Raw genomic sequence first — 17075 nt, forward strand, 5'->3', positions numbered from 1 at the left:
GATTGTTTGAACATGGTTTCCGTTCATCAAAACTCCTTTAACTTCTGTTTGAAGAGTCTTTTCTATATTTGATCACAAAGAAAAATGTGAAATAAAAGAGTATGAAAAATATAATTCAAATTGGGATGACCCATAGTGGATTATCAGCTATTCCGAATTTTGCAAGATAATCAATCACACTTGCGCGCCATGAAAATTTAAGACGTATATTAAACAAATAAAGAATAGCACCTGCTAAACCAGTTAAAAAGGAAGTACCAGCTCCAGAACTCATCACTGTTTTAGTTTGGTTTTTGTCATATCTAGCAGCCTTGTAAATTGCAAATTTAATAGCTGGAACTCCGAACATCATTACTAAGTAGAATCCGCCAATGAAGTAATCCACTGTTGGATCTCCATTTAAGAAACGTGTAATTTCACCATGAACTACTTCACCAGAAGCGGTAGTGTAGGAATCCATACCAAAATAGATGTACGTGTTTAATACATGATGAAGTCCAATAGAAATCAAAGAAATTCTTTTTTATAATCTATCATTTTTTATTTTTATTATTTTAAGTTATGATGAGTTAGATAGAATAGTTATATAAATGTTATGTAGGCTTCATTAAGATAGGAAATTATTTTTACTAATAAGTAAATTAAACATAGGAGAGTGAGAAAGTTTGTCAGAGGCTAATCTCTTTTTTAAGAAATTATTGGTTAAACGAAAAGAATTGAGTACATTAGAATCTCAAGTATTAGAATACATGTTGAAATACCCAAATAAAGTATCAGAACTAAACATAGAGGACTTTGCTAACACTATCTATGTATCGACTGCTACTGTTAGCCGTACATGTAAGAAATTAGGTTTTAAAGGTTACCAACAATTAAAATATGCTTTAGATCAGTACAAAGGAACAAAAGAAGAGAAACATCAGGAAAAACAAGGAGTTGGAGAAATAGCTAGACACATTAGCCGTTTTAAAAACGAAATGAATCAAACGGTGAATGCTTTAAATACAGAAAATATAATACAAGCAGTTGATTTATTAAATGCTAGCCAATTAGTGGAGTTTTTTGGTGTAGGAGCGTCTTTTTCATTTTGCAGTGAGGCTGCAAGAAAGCTGACATTTGCAGGGAAAATAGCTTCTGCTAGAAATGACTGGGATGAGTTAAGAGCGGTTGCTAATCATTTAAAGCCAACAGATATTGCTATTTTAATATCTCATAGTGGTGAAACCCTACACCTGATAGAATATGCTACTATTTTAAAACAGAGGCGTGTACCATTGATTCTTTTAACAGGTACGCAAGGTAGTCAAATAGAATCTTTTGCTGATTTAACCCTTATGGCTTATTCAGAAAGTCATTATTACGATGAAATTGATATGAGTTCTAGATTTACTCTTAACTTGTTAATGGATCTAGTAATCATTGAGTACATCAAGCAACACAACAAATAAATAGTTGCTTTTTGTATATCCTTACATTTCTTGTAACACTTTTCAAAAATTATGTAAACGCTTGCTAGAGGCGTGTCGAAAAGGTATCTTGAAGATACAAAAGAGTAAGGGAGAGAAAATAATGAAAAAGGGTAAGGGAAGTTTTTGGGAGTTTTTTCAAGGCTTAGGCAAAACATTCATGTTGCCGGTCGCTTTATTAGCGTTTATGGGATTGATGTTGGGAATAGGCAGCTCATTTACAAGTGCAACGACTCTTGAAATCATGCCTTTTCTTAACAATGAGTATTTGCAATTATTCTTCCGTTTTTTATCTACTATAGGCGGATTTGCTTTTACGTATTTACCTGTCTTGTTTGCAATGGCGATTCCTTTAGGACTAGCCCGCTATGATAAAGGAGTAGCAGCATTTTCTGGACTAGTTGGATACATCATCATGAACTTATCCATTAATTTTTATCTAACTGAAGCCAATATCTTGGCTGATCCAGAATTTTTGAGAGAAGCAGGGCAAGGAATGGTAATGGGCATCCAAACGATTGAAATGGGTGTTCTAGGTGGGATTATTGTAGGTATTGTTGTTTCATCGCTACATAAACGGTTCTCTGAGATTCAATTGCCAGATGCATTCGCATTTTTTGGTGGAGCTAGGTTTGTGCCAATCATTACATCTTTAGTTTTAAGTATAGTTGGTCTGCTGTTGCCAATGATCTGGCCAATATTTGGAGCAGCAATTACAGGTATTGGAAATTTAATTCAAAGTGCTGGGAGCTTTGGCCCATTCTTGTTTGGTGCTGGAGAAAGACTGTTATTACCAACTGGATTACATCATATTCTAGTATCGATGATTCGTTTTACAGAAGCTGGTGGAACACAAATCGTAGATGGCAATACTGTCTCAGGTGCATTAAATATTTTTTATGCTCAACTGCAAGAAGGACTTCCGATCAGTGCCGATGCTACCGCTTTTCTATCACAAGGGAAAATGCCGACCTTTATGTTCGGTCTGCCTGCTGCCGCATTAGCCATGTATAAAACAGCTAGACCTGAAAATAGAGCTGCAATTAAAGGATTATTGATTTCTGGTGTTTTAGCAACTTTTGTAACCGGGATTACCGAACCGATTGAATTCTTATTCTTATTTGTTTCTCCATTATTGTACTTATTCCATGTGATTATGACTGGATTAGGTTTTATGGTAATGGCTTTACTGAATGTTAAAATCGGAAATACCGATGGAGGAATTTTAGACTTCCTTATTTTTGGTGTATTACAAGGAAACCAAACAAAATGGTATTTAGTTTTATTAGTAGGAGCAGCTTGGTTTGCTATCTATTATTTCGTCTTTAAATTTGCTATTGAGAGATTTAACTTAAAAACACCAGGAAGAGAACTCGTTAATAAAGATGACACAAATTATTCAGAAAAAGAGTTAGGTCATAAGAAAAAAGGGAAATATGATGCTCCCGTTATTCTATCTGCTTTAGGTGGTACCGAAAATATTGCTTCATTGGACAATTGCGTTACTCGATTAAGGTTAGTGGTTCATAATATGGATGAAGTTGATGAAGAAGTATTAAAGGCTAATGGAGCATTGGGAGTGATGAAATTAGACGACCAGAATCTTCAAGTCATCATCGGAACACAAGTAGCTTCATTAAAAAATCAATTAGAACGATTAATCTAACGAAAAGGGTGCGGTAGTGTTGGGAAAAAATGTATTTGATGAAATAATTGACAGGAAAGGAACGTACTGTACACAGTGGGATTATATAGAAGACCGTTTTGGGGTAAATGATTTATTGCCCTTTACTATTTCTGATATGGATTTTGCTGTCCCTGACGTTATTAATGACGCGCTAAAAAAGAGAGAGGCTCATCCAATATACGGCTATACTAGATGGAACCATAGTGACTTTAAACAATCAATTGTCTCATGGTATAAAGAACGATTTGCAACCCAAATTGATTTAGATTGGATCGTCTATTCACCTTCTGTCATTTATACTATCTCACGTTTAATTGAATTAAAATCGGATGTAGGAGATCAAGTGGTCATTCAAACTCCATCCTATGATGCTTTTTTTAAAACGATTCGCACGAATAAACGAGAGATAGCAGAAAATCCACTTCACTATATTAACGGAATTTATTCAATAGATTTTGACGATTTAGAGCAAAAATTAGCTGATGAAAAAACTACGATTTTCTTATTGTGCAGCCCCCAGAATCCAACAGGTAGAGTTTGGACAAAAGAAGAGTTAACTAGAATGATTGAGTTATGTGATCGTTACGATGTATTTTTGATTTCCGATGAGATTCATATGGATATTGTTCGAGAAACTTATCAACATCTTCCAGTTGTTTCAGTGGCAACAAAATTTGAACAAATAGCTATCTGTTCTTCCACAAGTAAAACGTTTAATACTTCGGGTCTGATAGGTTCCTATGCATTGATACCAGATAAAAGATTGCAAGAAGATTTTTTAGAAATATTGAAAAATAGAGATGGTTTGTCATCTGCGAGCATTATGGGTATTGAAAGCATCATGGCAGGTTATAGCAGTGGGCAAAATTGGGTAGACGAATTGAATGAGTATATTTCAAGTAATCTAACTGTCGTAGCTAATTACTTAAAATTACAGATTCCAGAAATTAAGTTTACCATCCCAGAATCAACATTCTTAGCCTGGATCGATATCAGTGGATTGCCTTTCGAGATGGAAGATCTGCAACAGGCTCTTATCGAAATTGGAGAAGTTGCTATTATGGACGGATCAATCTATGGAGTACAAGGAAAAGACTTCCTTCGGATGAATATCGGTTGTCCGCGAAAGAAAGTAATGGATGGATTAGAAGGGTTAAAAAAAGCTGTGGATTATTTGAAAATGAATAAAAATCAATTATGAATAGACAGAAGTAAACAGAAAAATTAGTAAAAAGCACCTACCACATACAAAGTTATGGTAGGTGCTTTACTGTACTTTTTGATTGAGAAGTAAATATAGTGATTATAATTAATTTAGTCTTTCTGAAATGAATATTTTCTTGGAAACAGGATACGAAAAACAAAATTGAATTATTGGAAGTAGCAATTTATGCCATATTATACTCTCTTATTCGAAGAGTCCTTGGTTTTCTAAATGAACTAACATATTGTATATCCCTTCATGGTTATGGCTATCGGTCGTGTAATTAGCTTGCTGTTTTGCGTAATTAAGTGCATTACCCATGGCAACCGAATACTTTTTATTTTTGAACATAGAAATGTCATTTTCACTATCACCAAATACCACTACTTCATCCTGTTGGAAGTTTTGTTTTTCCATAATGAGATCTAAAGCATTTCCTTTTGTAATGTTCTTATTTGTGATTTCCATTTTACGTTTGTCTGAAAATACATATTCATACTGGTCATAAATAGGATGATTTTTTAAAGTATCTCGAACGAAGGACATATAAGCTGGTTCTTGAACTACGGATATTTTATTGCAAGAACTTGGTGTATCTGCCAAGTTGCGAATCATATATTGATTTGGGTAGCCATCACGAGTATCACATAACCATCCGTGCATTCCACCCATCCACGGGTAATCATCTGGAAGACGCATCTCTCCGCGGATATTCCGTTTAATGGTGTAAATTTCATCGGGTAAATAAGTATAGATTGTATCATCTTGACTGTATTGCAATTCTACCGTAAAGAGAGAAAAGAAATGATTGATCTCATTAATAAAAGACCGTTCTAATAGACCAATTCTGTCGCGTTTAGCTGTTTGTACATGATAAATGGAAGTACCATTAACATCAATCATCAAACCAGCATGTTCATCCATACGCAACTTTAAAGCATCTGGCAACAAGCGGATATAACTACGCCCACTAGCCAAAATCAATTTGATACCTTTAGTTTGTAATTCCATCAATTTACTGAACGTTTTGGGTGCTATGTTATTATCAGAAGTAAGCAGAGTTCCGTCCATATCACATACGATTGCTTTAATTGTCAACGCTTTTTCCCTCCTTTTTTTGTAACAGCCAATGCTTTTCGGATTTTTTCTAGGGATTCTTTATTTTTTGCTTCATCATGATACATCATTGCTACATATAGAATATCAATAATCGTTAAATAAAGAATTCGTGAAGTGAGTGTTTCTGATTGAAAAGCTGATTCTTCTGAATCTACAACAAATGATATGCTCGAAAGTTTAACTAAATCAGTGTGGTGATTGCCTGTTAAGATAATAATTTTGACTTGATTATTTCGCAAAATTTTTGCCACTTCAATCGTTTCGATAGTCTCTCCTGAGTGTGAAAATAAAAAAACACAATCATTAGGACCAAGCTTTGTCGCATAGCTTAGTTGCATGTGGTAATCAGAAATGTAATTGCAGTGAAACCTTGTCCGCAAAAATTTGTGGTAGCTGTCTAAGGCGATTACTGATGAAGCCCCTTGTCCAAAAAAGTGAAGGGTCTTTGAATCGTATATTAAATTTAATGCCTGATTAATTCTCTTTTCATCTAGTGATGCAATCAAATTGTCTAAGGCGAGTTTATTCGAATGAACTAATTTTTGTGCAATAGCGTAGGAAGAATCTTCTTTACTAATGTCAGAAAAAACGGTTAATTCGTTTTTTCGTCCTTCTATTGCTTGGAAATTAGAAGCCACTGAAATTTTAAAATTAGGGAAGCCGTCATAACCAATTTTTTTAACAAATTTGAAAATGGTAGCTTCAGATAGTCCAGTGTCAGATGCTAAATTGGATAGAGTTTTATTCACGACATCATTTCCAAGTGCAATGAAATGGTCTGCTATGACTTTCTCCGTATCATTAAAACTTTTCATATGCGGTCGTAGTAGTTTTTCTAAATAATTGTAAGGCATATAGCTTCAACTCCTTTAAAAACAGTATACTACATTTTTGAGTAATAAAAAATATTTTTTATAGTAAGCCTTTACAAATAAAAAATATTTGTTATACTTGGAACTATAAAAGTCATAGAGGAGGAGAGGTCTTGAAAGTAGGCATTATAGGTTTAGGAAAGATGGGTTTAAACTTAGCATTGAATTTGCAAGAAAATAATATCGATGTTATTGGTTATGATGTTTCAATCCTAGCACGCCAAAAAGCTTCTGAGAGTCATTTATCTATCGTAAATTCACAAGAAGAGTTGCTACAAAAATTAGAAGATAAAAAAATCATCTTCTTAAGTACACCTTCAGGAGAAATCACTAACACATTAGTGAGAACGCTTACTAATGAATTGCAATCAAATGATATTTTGATAGACGGAGGAAATTCGTATTTCAAGGATAGTGTGAAAAATTATGAACTAGCTAAAGAAAAAGGTATTGGTTTTCTAGATTGTGGTACGTCAGGAGGAATGGAAGGCGCACAAGAAGGAGCATGTCTAATGATTGGAGGAGATGCGGAAGTTTTTAACCAAGCTGAGGAAGTTTTTGCTGCGCTAGCTTGTCATAAAGGGTATCTGTATACAGGAGAATCTGGTAGCGGACATTATTTAAAAATGATCCATAATGGTATTGAATATGGAATGATGCAAGCTATTGGTGAAGGATTTGATATTTTAAATGCAGGTGGCTATGACTACAACTTCGAAAAAGTGGCTTCTGTATGGAATCACGGTTCAGTTATCCGTTCATGGTTGATGGAATTGGCAGAAGAAAGTTTTGAGAGTGATCCTAAATTGGACGATATCAAAGGTATCATAGATGCAAGTGGAGAAGGAAAATGGACAGTAGCTGAGGCACTCGATTTAAATGTGCCTGTCCCAGTTATTTCAAGTTCATTATTTGCTCGCAACGCATCAAAAATTGATGACAGCTTTTCTGCAAAAGTTGTGGCAACTATGCGTAATCAATTTGGTGGCCATGATGTTACGAGAAATGAGGGACAATAAAGATGAGTGGAAAGAATAAAATTGCAATTGTAAATTCAAGTAGTTTTGGAAAAGTCTTCCCAGATCATTTAGAGCGTTTGCAACGATTAGGAGAGGTACAAAGCTTTACTTTTGATGGTGATATAGATGGAAAAACGTTAGCAGAAGAATTGAAAGGCTTTAACATGATCATTGCTAGCGTAACACCTTTTTTTACACAAGAGTTTTTTGACCATAAAGATGAATTAAAGTTAATTACGAGACATGGAATTGGGTACAATAATATTGATTTAGAAGCAGCCAAGAAACACAACACCATTGTATCTATCGTACCAGCTTTAATTGAACGAGATGCGGTTGCTGAAAATAATATAACCAACTTATTAAATGTCATGAGACAAACAAACTTATCTTACCAAAGTGTTGTACAAGACAAATGGGAAGAAAGAGCTCAATTTGTTGGTCATGCTCTTGGAGGGAAAACGGCAGGAGTTATTGGGATAGGGAACATTGGAAGTCGAGTTGCTGAAATTCTTCATTATGGTTTTCGTTGTGAAGTGCTTGGATATGACCCCAATAAAGACAAAGTGGAGATTGAAGCATTTGGTGCAAAAAAAGTGGAGCTGGATGAGTTGTTAGAAAAAGCTGATGTCATCTGTATATGTGCAAGTTTAACAGACGATAACTATCATATGCTCTCTAAAGAAGAGTTCTCTAAAATGAAAGACAATATCTATTTATCTAATACTGCTAGAGGAGCATTGATTGAGGAGGATGCACTGATACATGAATTGGAAGCTGGCAAAATTGCTGGTTTTGCAACAGATGTACTAGAAGTTGAACCAGGAAATGCAGATCATCCTTTCCTTGAATTTGAAAACGTTATCATCACTCCTCACACTTCGGCATATACAATGGAATGTCTTGAAGGTATGGGAGATAAATGTGCCACTGATTGTGAAAGGAGTGCAGAAGGCCTTCTTCCAAAAAGATCAGTGCAAAAGATTAGCTCTTATTTAAAATAGAGAGGAGGTGTATAAATGATTAAAGACTTAAATGTGAAAGTTGGACCACAGTTTTATCGATATAGTGAAGGAGCAATAGACATCATTCCAGAACTACTTCAAGAACATGCTGCAAGTCGTATCTTAATTGTACATGGAGGTATTTCTTGGGAAAAAGCAAAACCTTTCTTAACTAAAGTGATAAATTTAGATAAAAAAATTATCTATGAGCAATATAAGGGAGAATGCAGTTATAACGAGTGTTACCGTATTGCAGAAATTATTAAAAAAAATAAGATTGATTTTGTCATCGGAGTCGGTGGAGGTAAATTATCCGATTTAGTATTACATGCCAGTCATTTAACCAATACTCAGTTTGGAATTATTCCGACACTGGCAAGTAATTGTGCACCATGGGCACCGCTTTCTGTTATGTATAAAGACAATGGTTTAGCAGAAGGAAAAACAGAACATGTCAAACGACAAGCTGCTTTCCTTATTACTGACCCGGCACTAGTGATTGATTCACCCGTTAATTACTTTATTGCTGGAATTGCAGATACTTTAGCAAAATGGTATGAGTCGGATTTAATTTTGGAACAAGAAGAGTTTAGTGATGAACTGTTTTTACAAATGGCGCGTTATGCTGCTCGTATGTGCAAAGAAAAAGTGTTGACGGAATCTGAAAAAGCAATTGAGGACATGAAAGCAGGGAATGTTTCAGATGAATTTGTTCATATTTCAGAAATTATTTTTGCTATAGCTGGTTTAGTGGGCGGTTTGGGTGATAAATATGCACGAAACACTGCTGCGCATTCTATCCATGACGCTATATCCGCATATCTGCCAGAGGTACATGTGTACTTGCATGGTGAAAAAGTGGCTTATGGTATTTTTTATCAGCTAGCTTTAGAAAAAAAATGGTCTACAATTGATGAATTAATTCCGTTTTATGAATCGTTGCATTTACCAAAATCATTAACAGAGATGGGTGTCTATCCTATGCCTGAAAGTACGTTGAAAAACATTGTAAAATTAATTGATAACAAGAAAAAAGTTCATTTGCTGCCGTTGCAAGTAAATGAAGAAACATTAACAACAGCACTAATTGATTTAGAAAATTATTTGACTAAATAAGGAGGTAATAAAAAATGGACACATTATCAATATGGCAAAGTCTGATTATTGCACTATGGGTCGCTGCAATAATGTCAAGATCATTTCTAGGTGGGGCTACATTAACTCTACGTTTTTCTCCATTAATGACCGGTTTAGTAGTTGGGGTCGTAATGGGAGATATTGCAGGAGCCATGGTTATAACCGCAGCTATTCAGTTGATTTATATGGGGGTATTCTCTCCAGGTGGTACGATGCCTTCTGAACCATCAATTGCTGCAGCAATCGCAGTGTCAGTGGCTTTATTGGGAGAACTTACGCCTGAGGCAGCAATCGCTGTTGCCGTTCCAGTAGGCTTATTAGGATCTTATCTTTATCAATTCCGTTTCTTTATCAATACTTTTCTTGGGAAAGCTACGGATAGAGCAGTTGAAAGCTTGAATCACAGTGCAATTTCTCGCTCAGTTGTTCTTTATCCAACAATTGCTTCTTTCATCTTATTCGTCCCACTAGTGTTTATTGCTTTGTATTGGGGAGCTCCAGTAATTGCAGATGTAATCGTAACTTTGGAAGGTACTGTGTTCTTACACATTCTTGAAGTTGTAGGTGGCGGACTAGCAGCTATTGGTATTGCTACAACTATTTATGTTATTGGACGTCGCGATTATATGGTATTTTTCTTATTAGCTTACTTCATAAGTGTGATCTTCAAAGATTTAGGTATCACAATGGTGACTTATGCTATCTTAGGTACATTGGTTGCGGCAATATTTGTACTTAGTCGTAATAACACTGCAACTAAATCTTCGGCAGCTGACTCAACTTCTGCTGATGGATTTGACGATGATGATGACGATGATTTCTAAAAAAACAATAAGTGAAAGGAGAACTAAAAATGACTACTGACACACAAAAATCAACTGCTATTGAAAATAATAAAGAAACAGTACCGGGAGAAATTTCAAAAAAGGATGTTTCTAAAGCCTACCTAAGATGGCATTTTGCTAATGAAATTCCACATTCGTTTGAACGTTACCTTGCACCATCGTTACTATATGGTATGATGCCAGTTTTGAGAAAATTATACAAAGAAGATGATGCTTTACGTGCAGCATATAAAAGACAATTATTATTCTTTAATACCCAATTAACATGGGGTGGTGGGATCATAACTGGTCTAATGTCTTCAATGGAACAAGAACGTGCAAAACAAGAGTACAATAACGAAGAAATAACGATGACAGATGACTTAATGTACAATACCAAAGCGGGTCTAATGGGAGCATTATCTGGTATTGGTGACTCCATTGACTCAGGAACGGTCCAATATATCTTTATTGCGATTGCTATTCCTTGGGCTCAAAATGGGTTAGCTTTAGGAGCCATATTCCCGTTTGTCGCCTTTGCCCTATATCAATTATTCATCGGTTTATTCTTCGCACGACAAGGATTTGTCATGGGTAGAAGTGCAACAGGATTAATGCAAAGTGCAGGAGTCCAAAATGCTATTGAATTATTATCTATTTTAGGATTGTTTATGATGGGAATTCTAGCTGGAAATTATGTAACTGTCTCATCCTCTTTGGAATTTGCGATATCTGGAAGGCCATTTATACTTCAAGAAACGCTGGATACTATCTTGCCAGGTTTACTACCCCTTGCAACCGTGATGGGTGTCTATTGGTACTATGTCAAGAAGGGATTAAAAGTTACTAGAGCATTGCTATGGCTAACCTTGATCTTAGTTGTATTAGCTGCAGTTGGAATTTTGTAATAAGATAAGAAAAGAAACAAGTATAAGAAAGGAAGATGAAATTAATGGGAGTAGTAAACTTAGCACGTATAGATGAGCGTTTAATTCATGGACAAGTAATGCTAACACTTTCTGGACGCGATGGAGTAAATTCATTGTTTGTTGTAGATGATGTTGTAGCAAAGGATAAATTTATGAAAGGGTTATATAAAAGTGCTGGAGGGCGTACAGGACAGAAAACGATTGTTATGACTCTAGATAAATGCAAATATTATTGGGACGAATTTGAGTTCAAAGAATACAGTTGTATTTTGGTTTCAAAAACAGTAAATGTTATATATGAGTTGGTGAAGTATGGTATTCCAATGAAAGAAGTAAATATTGGAGGTATTGCTCAAAAAGATGAGAGTGATCTATTAGTTACAAAATCCGTCTATTTAAATAAAGAAGACGCTTTAAAATTAAAAGAGTTGAATGAAAAGTATAATGTGGAAAATATCTATTTCCAAGCAACACCGTCTGCCCCAAAAACTAATTTAAAAGAAGTTTTAGCAAAATTTAATTTATAATAAGTAAGGATGATAATTGATGGAACAAGATGAACAATTAGAAGATTGGTATGTTCGCTATCATTCAATTTTTGGTAAGCGCTATACACGAAAACGAAAAGATCGTTTTTTAGAAAGTTTATCAGCTGATATACGCCAATTTCGATCAGATGTTGAGCTAGATACCTTTAAATTGAATGAAAAAGATATAGTAGAATATAAAAATCTTTATGTTGGTGATATAAAAAAAGCAAATACGATTATTTGCACCTATTATGATACTCCAGCAGCTCATCTTGGTCCGTATCAATTCTTCAACGTAGAAAATCGAGCAAAGAATACGATGATGTTCATTTTTCTTTCTTCTGCTCTATACATTATTTTCGGGTTATTTTTCACATGGAAAGTGGCTGTTCCGGTATTTCAAACAAATACATTAGTAAGCATTCTTTCTCTGCTTTGTATTTTATTTTATGTTCTCTATTTTTACTTTTTAAAGAGCGTAGCTAGAGGATGGCCGAATAAACATAATTTGATTCGAAATACATCTTCCGTTTTAGCGCAACTCTATTGTACAAAACAGTTTAAAAATAAAAAGCTAGCCTTTGCTTTTTTAGACGCAGGTTGTACGAATAATGCTGGCTTAGAAAAAGTTATGGGACAAAGTGATGCAGTTATTTGTATGTTAGATAGTATTGGTTCAGAAAAAGACTTGTACCAAGTGATGAGTAATCGCAAATTAGCCATCTCTAGTAATTCAGTAGAGGCAGTTGTCACTACTGATATCACAAATGATCGCTTACTGTATGTCATCAGCGGCAGCAAAGAAAAAGATCACTTTATATTGAGTAAAAAAGAGTTACAGCAAAATCAACTGAGTGATACGAATATGAATGAGGTATTACATTTTTTGGAACAACTAGTTGGGAGGAATAGTAAATGATTGGAATCATTATCGCTACTCATGGAAAGATGAGTAATGGTATAGTCAGCGCAGCAGATTTGATTATTGGCAGTACAGATAATATTAAAACGTTAAACTTGTTTCAAGAGGATGATGTTCAAGAATTAAATAAAAAATTTTTAAAAGAAATCAAAGCGATCGATCAAAATGAAGGTGTTATTATTTTTGTAGATTTAGCGGGCGCTAGTCTGTATAATCAAGCCGTTTTAGCTGTAAATTCACTTACAGATGAACAACAAAAGAAAATTCACGTTATCGCAGGTGTCAATCTACCAATGGTCATTGATGCTATCAATCAACGAATGATTGGTTCTTCCATACAAGATGCGGTTGCTTCGGTAATCAACGAAGCTCAGCAAGGAATTGTATCCTGGTCAGCTGAAGATTCTAATACAGATGATGAAGAAGACGACGAAGAGTTCTAAATCAAAAGCAAATCTTTTATACAAACTGTATAGAAGGTTTGTTTTTTTTGTTTTAGGTTATCTTGCATGTGATACCTTTCAGAGCAACATTTGGAATAAAGGCTAACCTACCGTACAAAGTTAACGGAAAAGTGATGTCTATTTTGAGCTATAGAGGTTCTTCCTCGCAATAGAATACGAAAATCCGTGTGAACTGTTTACTAGAAGCGTGCTACTTCATAAGTTGAGATAGTAATCTAAGTAAATTACGAAGTAGCAGTGTCTTAGTTCATAATTGGATAAGAGTTTGAAAGGAATTTATAAGCTAGAGCCTATCTAGCTTATAAGTGCTACTAGAAACTGGCATTGATTAGTAGCTAGAGGCGGTTTACCTCATAAACGGACTCGAAAACGGGTTTACATTATGAGGTAATTTGTTATTTAATCGAAAAGTAGCTTGAATTACGTATAGTATCTATGAAAAATAAAATTAAAAAATAGGAGTTGTGGATAGATGGCTTTTAAAGAGAGAGAAAAACCATTTCGATTATTAGTCATGGAGTCTTTGGCAAATCGAATGAATTTGTCAAGAGATGACCGTAATAAATATGCGAACTGGGTAAAAGGATACAAAGGGGAAGTAAAGTTTGATTCTATAACAAAACTATTGAAATGCGAGAGTCTAGTTCTAAATGATTTGTATTTAACGGTGAGAGGGAAGAGATTTCAACTTGATACTTTGGTAATTACTGCAAAGTGTCTTTTTGTATATGAAGTGAAAAATTTTGAAGGTGAATATTATTACGAAAATGAAAAGATGTATTTTGAACGAACTAAAAAGGAGGTATTTGATCCTCAATATCAAATTAAAAATGCGGAATCAGCATTGCGTCAACTAGTGGAACAAATGGGATATAATTGGATTATTAAAAAGTTCGTTATCTTTGTGAATAGCGACTTTACTTTGTTTCAAGCTCCAAGAGATAGTGGAATAGTGCTGCCGGGAATGTTGAAATCACACTTTTCAACAGTTAATGAAATTTCGGGAAGATTAAATCAGAAACATTACCGTTTTGCCGAAGAAATCAAACCTATGCATATGGAAGATTTTTCTTTACATAATGTACCTTACTATGAATATGAGTTGTTAAAGAAAGGAGTTACTTGTTTTTATTGTGGTTCTTTTATAGAAATATTCACAAAAAATAGGACGTGTATATGTAAATACTGTAGCAAAGAAGAGGTCGTCTCACAAACTGTTATTCGACATGCACAAGAATTTATACGATTATTTCCAGAGCAAAAAATTACTACAGTAGCTATTTGTAAATGGTGTGATAACCAGTTATCTACTTGCCGAATTAGATATATTTTCAACCAACATTTAACAGCTAAAGGAACAGGTAGATGGAGATATTACGAATTAAAAAATTAGTCGAATTTTTAATATGAAATAATTGATAAGTTACATACAAATAAAGCATCTTTAATAATAAACTCGTTAAATATAAATGTACAAAATAAACCATAAGTTAAACATTCAAAATTTTATTTCTTTTGTGACTAGTTGAAATCAAAGGGTATGTTTATGAAAATGGATGAAACGGATTTTAAGAGTAATCTTTAATTGATCTCCCAACAGTAGGAAGAATTAAAAATGCTTTGTCTATGGGAGTAATCTATTCGATGAGTGTTCCATTCGTACCAATCCCAAAGTTGTGATATGATTTACTTGAAGACAGAACTATTGGAGGAAAGACAATGGAAATGATACTATATCGTACAATCAATGTAAAAAGCCCTGAAAAAATCATTACGTTGAAAAAGCCTTATGAATCAAAGGACGTTCCTCAAAAAGGCGATTTGATTAAAGATTCAATGTTTGTGGATCCAGCTAAAATTGAAGTGATTTCAGTTGATAAAAATGAAGATACGTATGATATTCATTTGAGGCCAGTAGAAATTAGTTATGCAACCGATGAACACAATAAGAATATGGTAAATGCATATAAAGCAAATGGCTGGGAAAGTGATTCTTATTAAAAAATGAAATAAAGGCTGCCTAACTCAAAGTTAGTTCAGCCTTTTTCATTTACCTGAATTTTTATTGCTATAGAAAAGCCGGAGGGGCTGGGAAAAAACTAGCCTCAAATAAAAAAATCGTAATGAAATAATCAAAATTCTGATTGTTTCATTGCGATTTTTATTTTTGACTGATTTTTTGTAAAAAGCATCCGCTTTTCTTCTAGCCTCAAGGGCTAGTTTTGTAAGATTCATGCTCATAAGCATGATCCCGATGTCATTGTGAACGGCTTGCTTGCCTCTGACATGGGTTCTGCGCATGCCAAATACACCTTTCATACGACCAAAAACAGTTTCTACGTCAACTTTTCGTTGTGCGTAGATGGCTTTGCCACGATCGCTTTCAAGGTTCTCTTTTGCATGCTGCTTGAAGTATTCCCAGTTATAGTTGACCGCTGTCTGGCGTTGGGCACCTTTCGGTGTCTTGGCTAGTTGCTTGCGTGTCTCGTCCAGTTGTTCCACATCAGCCTTGTATACTTTAAATTGTCTGCGGAAACCATTCTTATCATTTTGCGTACTATAATGTGAGAAACTAAAACGGACGTCGTCTAAATCCGTATAAGCATCTTCAATCTCGTCATAATCCCAGTTGGCGCGGTGTTTAGGATTCGAGCGATAGGCTTTACTGTTCTCTTTCTGATACATGCCGTATGGGATGAGCGGTACTTTCTGAAAGGTATCCATAACCGCCTCGTAATTTTCTTCACTGCCATAACCGGCGTCTGCGGCGATGTATTTAAATAAGTCTAACGTTTGAATGGATTCTAAAAAAGGGATAAACGTGCGTGTATCCGTCGGATTGGAAAAAATATCATAGGCAATGACAAACTGATTGCTCGATGCGACTTGAAGATTATAACCCGGTTTTAACTCACGGTTCTTCATCGGATCTTCTTTCATGCACATGAATGTTGCGTCTGTATCTGTTTTTGAGAAACTGTTGCGGCCTTCAAACGTGGCGTTTGCTTCTTCATAGCGTTGCTTACGCGGCAAGAAATCTTTTTCGCATTTATTTCGATGTTTCTTGAGGATGCGACGACGTCGCTTCTGTTTCGAACCACCTTTGGGAATCACTTTTTCTTCTGTAATCGCAGCTTCAACGGCCACAAGTTCTTTGTCCAGGGAAACGATTATTTCTTCAATGCCTTCCGACGTTTTTAATGTCTCTTCCGATAAAGCGAGGTTTACTTTTGCCTGGATGAGTTCATCATACAATTCCGAAACGTTGGCATTGAGTTTTGCTTCATAGCGTTCGATTGCTTTCTTCCAAGTGAAACTATAAATATTTGCATCGGCTTGTATCTTTGTACCATCGATATAGAGCGCGTCTTCGTGAATCAAGCCGTTGTCACTTAAGAGTGTTGTGAAAAGAATGAATGCATACTTGATGAGTTTTGATGCGTGCTCGCTTGAACGGAAGTTGTTGATTGTCTTGTAGCTAACAGAAGTATCGCCCGTTAACCACTTCATAGGAATGGATTCTTCATTCATCCGTTCCATTTTGCGTCCAGAAAAGGTTGTGCGACTATAGGCAAACAAACACATCTTTAAAAGCATGGCGGGATGAAAGGCAGGGCGTCCCGTATGAGACGTCTCTTCAAGAAGAAATTCCGAAGGAATAGAATCGACAAAACGGCTAATGAGGCGGGCTTCATGATCATTCGGGATTGTAAAATCCAATTGTAGTGTTAAGGCCGTTTCCATTGTGTTATAATTTTGATACATGGTGAGTCACTCCTTTGGTTTTTGGTCGTACTTAAATTATAAGGTATTTGGCTCACTGTGTCTTTTAAAACGATAAAAATCCCCAACTCCTTCAAAATGAAAGAGTTGGGGATTTTCTTTATTCAGAGACTGA

General features: G+C 35.2%; 17 protein-coding genes. 13 read left to right on the forward strand and 4 right to left on the reverse strand.

Annotation, left to right across the window (positions count from 1 at the left end):
- Positions 1 to 115: 115 nt before the first annotated feature.
- Complete coding sequence (locus NST49_RS07575) at positions 116 to 511, reverse strand: PTS transporter subunit EIIC (protein WP_341047857.1); 396 nt, start codon at positions 509 to 511, stop codon at positions 116 to 118.
- A 154-nt stretch (positions 512 to 665) separates the two neighbouring features.
- Between NST49_RS07575 and NST49_RS07580 the strand changes: the two genes are divergently transcribed.
- From NST49_RS07580 to NST49_RS07590, 3 genes are all read left to right on the forward strand, one after another.
- Entirely contained in the window at positions 666 to 1448 is a 783-nt protein-coding gene (locus tag NST49_RS07580) for a MurR/RpiR family transcriptional regulator (protein ID WP_034536926.1), read from the forward strand.
- 121 nt (positions 1449 to 1569) lie between these two features.
- On the forward strand, positions 1570 to 3132 hold the full coding sequence (malX, locus tag NST49_RS07585; RefSeq protein WP_341047861.1) for a maltose/glucose-specific PTS transporter subunit IIBC: 1563 nt from the start codon (positions 1570 to 1572) through the stop codon (positions 3130 to 3132).
- Positions 3133 to 3151: 19 nt separating this feature from the next.
- The gene (locus NST49_RS07590; RefSeq protein ID WP_341047863.1) at positions 3152 to 4354 is read left to right on the forward strand and encodes a MalY/PatB family protein; all 1203 of its coding nucleotides are present in this window, start codon (positions 3152 to 3154) and stop codon (positions 4352 to 4354) included.
- 207 nt (positions 4355 to 4561) lie between these two features.
- On the opposite strand, the gene NST49_RS07595 is transcribed toward NST49_RS07590, so the two are convergent.
- Together NST49_RS07595 and NST49_RS07600 are read right to left on the reverse strand one after the other, a co-directional pair.
- Positions 4562 to 5455: a Cof-type HAD-IIB family hydrolase gene (locus tag NST49_RS07595; RefSeq protein ID WP_341047865.1), complete on the reverse strand. Its 894-nt coding sequence runs from the start codon at positions 5453 to 5455 to the stop codon at positions 4562 to 4564.
- On the reverse strand, positions 5452 to 6330 hold the full coding sequence (locus NST49_RS07600) for a MurR/RpiR family transcriptional regulator (protein WP_341047867.1): 879 nt from the start codon (positions 6328 to 6330) through the stop codon (positions 5452 to 5454). The genes NST49_RS07595 and NST49_RS07600 overlap by 4 nt, the downstream gene beginning before the upstream one ends.
- 131 nt (positions 6331 to 6461) lie before the next feature.
- Here NST49_RS07600 and gnd point away from each other — a divergent pair, with 131 nt between their 5' ends.
- From gnd to NST49_RS07650, 10 genes are all read left to right on the forward strand, one after another.
- Positions 6462 to 7367 (forward strand): phosphogluconate dehydrogenase (NAD(+)-dependent, decarboxylating), encoded by a 906-nt coding sequence (gnd, locus tag NST49_RS07605; protein WP_341047868.1) that lies wholly within the window; start codon positions 6462 to 6464, stop codon positions 7365 to 7367.
- A 2-nt stretch (positions 7368 to 7369) separates the two neighbouring features.
- Positions 7370 to 8371 carry a D-isomer specific 2-hydroxyacid dehydrogenase family protein gene (locus tag NST49_RS07610; protein ID WP_341047869.1) on the forward strand — a complete coding sequence of 334 codons (1002 nt, stop codon included), beginning with the start codon at positions 7370 to 7372 and terminating at the stop codon, positions 8369 to 8371.
- 15 nt (positions 8372 to 8386) lie between these two features.
- On the forward strand, positions 8387 to 9487 hold the full coding sequence (locus tag NST49_RS07615) for an iron-containing alcohol dehydrogenase family protein (RefSeq protein WP_341047871.1): 1101 nt from the start codon (positions 8387 to 8389) through the stop codon (positions 9485 to 9487).
- Positions 9488 to 9501: 14 nt separating this feature from the next.
- A complete protein-coding gene (locus NST49_RS07620; protein WP_341047873.1) occupies positions 9502 to 10332 on the forward strand; it encodes a PTS mannose/fructose/sorbose/N-acetylgalactosamine transporter subunit IIC in 831 nt (276 codons plus the stop codon).
- A gap of 29 nt (positions 10333 to 10361) precedes the next feature.
- Positions 10362 to 11240: a PTS system mannose/fructose/sorbose family transporter subunit IID gene (locus NST49_RS07625; RefSeq protein ID WP_341047874.1), complete on the forward strand. Its 879-nt coding sequence runs from the start codon at positions 10362 to 10364 to the stop codon at positions 11238 to 11240.
- A 44-nt stretch (positions 11241 to 11284) separates the two neighbouring features.
- Positions 11285 to 11788: a PTS system mannose/fructose/N-acetylgalactosamine-transporter subunit IIB gene (locus NST49_RS07630; protein WP_341047875.1), complete on the forward strand. Its 504-nt coding sequence runs from the start codon at positions 11285 to 11287 to the stop codon at positions 11786 to 11788.
- A gap of 19 nt (positions 11789 to 11807) precedes the next feature.
- Entirely contained in the window at positions 11808 to 12710 is a 903-nt protein-coding gene (locus tag NST49_RS07635) for a hypothetical protein (protein ID WP_341047877.1), read from the forward strand.
- Positions 12707 to 13156 carry a PTS sugar transporter subunit IIA gene (locus tag NST49_RS07640; protein ID WP_341047879.1) on the forward strand — a complete coding sequence of 150 codons (450 nt, stop codon included), beginning with the start codon at positions 12707 to 12709 and terminating at the stop codon, positions 13154 to 13156. The genes NST49_RS07635 and NST49_RS07640 overlap by 4 nt, the downstream gene beginning before the upstream one ends.
- Positions 13157 to 13649: 493 nt before the next feature.
- The gene (locus NST49_RS07645) at positions 13650 to 14570 is read left to right on the forward strand and encodes a nuclease-related domain-containing protein (protein ID WP_341047881.1); all 921 of its coding nucleotides are present in this window, start codon (positions 13650 to 13652) and stop codon (positions 14568 to 14570) included.
- A gap of 326 nt (positions 14571 to 14896) precedes the next feature.
- Positions 14897 to 15178, forward strand: a complete 282-nt coding sequence (locus tag NST49_RS07650) for a hypothetical protein (protein ID WP_341047882.1) — start codon at positions 14897 to 14899, stop codon at positions 15176 to 15178.
- A 45-nt stretch (positions 15179 to 15223) separates the two neighbouring features.
- Here NST49_RS07650 and NST49_RS07655 read toward each other — a convergent pair whose 3' ends face one another.
- On the reverse strand, positions 15224 to 16942 hold the full coding sequence (locus NST49_RS07655) for an IS1182 family transposase (protein ID WP_341047884.1): 1719 nt from the start codon (positions 16940 to 16942) through the stop codon (positions 15224 to 15226).
- Positions 16943 to 17075 lie beyond the last annotated feature (133 nt).

This window comes from Carnobacterium sp. FSL W8-0810, from assembly GCF_038007125.1.
Taxonomy (GTDB): Bacteria; Bacillota; Bacilli; order Lactobacillales; family Carnobacteriaceae; genus Carnobacterium_B; species Carnobacterium_B inhibens.